This window comes from Candidatus Streptomyces philanthi (assembly GCF_059553635.1).
In genome coordinates, this window is sequence record NZ_JCANQV010000468.1 from 1 (window position 1) to 2,976 (window position 2,976).

3 protein-coding genes are annotated in these 2,976 nt (G+C 71.2%); 2 read left to right on the plus strand and 1 reads right to left on the minus strand.

The features are described 5' to 3' along the window. Positions 1-150: 150 nt before the first annotated feature. The gene (locus AC51EU_RS29055; protein ID WP_496270075.1) at positions 151-1,032 is read right to left on the minus strand and encodes an NAD(P)-dependent oxidoreductase; all 882 of its coding nucleotides are present in this window, start codon (positions 1,030-1,032) and stop codon (positions 151-153) included. A gap of 96 nt (positions 1,033-1,128) precedes the next feature. Here AC51EU_RS29055 and AC51EU_RS29060 point away from each other — a divergent pair, with 96 nt between their 5' ends. Together AC51EU_RS29060 and AC51EU_RS29065 are read left to right on the plus strand one after the other, a co-directional pair. Then, complete coding sequence (locus tag AC51EU_RS29060; RefSeq protein WP_496270076.1) at positions 1,129-1,491, plus strand: winged helix-turn-helix transcriptional regulator; 363 nt, start codon at positions 1,129-1,131, stop codon at positions 1,489-1,491. A gap of 645 nt (positions 1,492-2,136) precedes the next feature. Then, positions 2,137-2,952, plus strand: a complete 816-nt coding sequence (locus tag AC51EU_RS29065) for a thaumatin family protein (protein ID WP_496270077.1) — start codon at positions 2,137-2,139, stop codon at positions 2,950-2,952. Positions 2,953-2,976 lie beyond the last annotated feature (24 nt).

Sequence of the window (2,976 nt, forward strand, 5' to 3'; positions counted from 1 at the left end):
CCGACGGTGCCACCGGCACCGGGGCCCGCGGCTCCGGCCGGGGAGGCCGTCACAGGTCCGCGACCTAGAGCGTGCGGTGAAAGTGCTGGTCACAGTGGCTCGTTGAGGACTGTGACCAGCACGCCCTCTTCTGTGGCGGCAAGTGGCCGGTCAGTGCACCAGCAGATCGATCACACCCGTCAGGTCCTCCTCGCCGCCGCCCTCCGCCAGGCGGCGGCGCATCAGCTCGAAGTAGGGACCGAGCAGTTCCGTGCTGACGCCCTGCTGCTCGGCGGTGCTCAGGAAGGTCGGTGTGCCGGCCACCTGCATGGCGAGACGGGACACTACGTCCTTGGTGTATTCGCCGCTCCGTAGCTGGTCGGCGGTCCGGTGAACCGCCGGGGCCATCGCGACGAGCCAGTCGGCGAGCAGCGGGGCGAACGCCGTGGGGTCGATGTCCTCCTTGCGGATCAAGGCGAAGGCGTGCGCGGCACCGGCGAACATCCCGTACATGGCGCTGAGCAGGGCCACGTCGTGCAGGGCCGCGAAGCCCGCGTCCTCCCCGACGTAGGTGGTGCCGGACGGGACGACCAGGGTCTGCTGGTGCCGCTCGAACACCTCCCGCGAGCCGCTGTAGAAGACGTAGCCGCCGGCTTCCGGGACACCGATCACCGGAGGGACGGCCATGATCCCGCCGTCCAGGTAGCGGGCGCCGCGCTCGCGGGCCCACTCGGCGCGGGCGCGGGCCTGGTCAGGGGTGCTGGTGGTCAGGTTGACCAGGTCCCTGCCGGACAGGTCGGTACCGGCCAGCGCCTCGTCGACCGAGGCGTCGTCCAACAGGCAGACGACGATCAACGTGTTCGCCGCTACCGCCTCGGCGGCGGTGTCCGCGGCCCGTGCGCCCTCGGCGGCGAGTGCCGCGGCGCGGGCCGGGGTGCGGTTCCAGACGGTGAGGGGGTGGCCGGCGGCAAGCCAGGTACGGGCCAGTGCGGTGCCCATCGCACCGAGGCCCAGCAGGGTGACGGGAGTCTTCTCAGCAGTGTTCTGTGCCATGCCGATTAGGCTGGTCACAGGCCCGGAGATGATCAAGTACGCACTTTGGAGTGGGTGCTTACCCCGGGGTGAGCGAGCACGTCGGAGGGGTGGGGCATGACGACGCTGAACCGGCCGGGCGCACCGGACGGACACGTCTGCGGGATCGACACCGCGATGGAGGTGATCGGCGGCAAGTGGAAGGTGCTGATCCTCTGGGCGCTCCACGAGCACCCCTGCCGCCGCTTCGGCGAGCTGCGTCGGCTGCTTCCCGGCATCACCGAGAAGGTGCTGGCCTCTCACCTGCGCGAGATGGAAGCGGACGGCGTCGTGTGCCGCGTCTCCTACGACGAGGTGCCGCCCCGCGTGGAGTACTCGCTGACGGAGGACGGCATGCGCCTGAACGAAGCGCTCCAGCCGCTGGCCGCCTGGGGCCGCGAGCGGTCGACGACTCCGGGGGTGGAGGAGAAGGCGAGCTAAGGGTTGTCCCGTGGCGGACGGCGGATGTGCCATCGCAGGGACACCGCCCGGTGGCGCGTCAGCCGGTTGATGCCGTACTCCACGGCATGGCGCTCTTTGCAGTCGTTCCTGCCGGACTTCGGTGGCCGTCCGTCATAGGAGCTGCGCTTCTCGCGGCTGCCGACGTGGTCGGCCTTCTCGGGGATGGTGCGGCCGATCCGGCGTCTTCGGGGACAGGAGCGGTCGGCGCGGGAGCCGTGGTCCTTGCCCGCTCGGACCTTTCTGGCCGGAAAAGGGGCTCGTCCCGCGCAGTCCGTTGACAGGCGCGGAGGGCGGCGGATGTCATATGGGCCGGTCGGGGTCCCGTACGTAGTCCTGGGGCTTCCGCGTCCGGGGACGGCAACGTTGCCATCCGGCACGACCCCACCGATGGCCGGCCACGTCACCATCCGCCCACCCGCTCCCGCCCCACTGGCCCCCAACCGCGCCACGCGCACCCGATGTGCCCTCGTGGCCAGGATCGCGGCAGGCCCCGCCCCGTCCCCGGCGCACCGCTCCGGCTCGGCCGGGACCGCGGCCGCCGGGGCGCCGCGGCGCACTCCGGGCGTCGCACGTGACCGGCCCGGCCCCGACCCCCACCTCCCACCACCATCCGACGGAGGATCTGTGCGCAAGGTTTTGAACACCCTGGCGGCCACGATCGCCGTGGTCGCCGCGTTACTGGTGCTGGTCCCGTCGCCTACGGGCACCCGGCCGCAGGCGAAGACGGCCACGGGTACGGCGCTCGACGACGCCGCGCCGGCCGCGGCCACGGCGGCCGCCCACACGGTGACGTTCGTCAACAGCACCGGCAAGAAGATCTGGGTCGGCAGCGCCGTCAACGCCGACGGTTCCCAGAACTTCGGGTCGCTGCCGGTCCTGGAGCCCGGCCGGTCGGCGACGGTCACCGTCCCGGAGGACGCGGCCCCCGGCCACTGGCGCGGCAAGTTCTTCGCCCGCATGGGGTGCGGCGGCGAGTCCGGCAGCAGCTTCCACTGCGAACTGGGCGACTGCGGCGTCTACGCCGACCACTGCGCGCCGAACACCAGCGAACAGCCCGTCAGCCTCGCCGAGTTCAACTTCGACAGGAACGACGGCCTGGCCCCTTGGTACAACGTGAGCTACGTCAACGCCTTCTCCGTACCGATCACGATCACCCCCACCCAGGTGTCCGGGTCCGGCGGCGGCTGCGGCGAGGTGGGCTGCGCGGAGAACCTGCTGCCGAAGTGCCCCGCCGACAACCTGACGCGGTGGAACGACGGCACGCCGAAGCTGTGCACCAGCCCGAACCGTGACGCCAGGACCCCCTACAGCGACATGATCGCCACCAACTGCCCGAAGGCGTACGGCTGGTCGGGCCAGGACCAGGAGCCGGGCAACCAGGTCATGCAGCAGTGCAGCCGGTGCAGCGGCTTCACCGTCGAATTCCACCGCGGCTCCTGAACGGACGGGAACACACCATGCGCA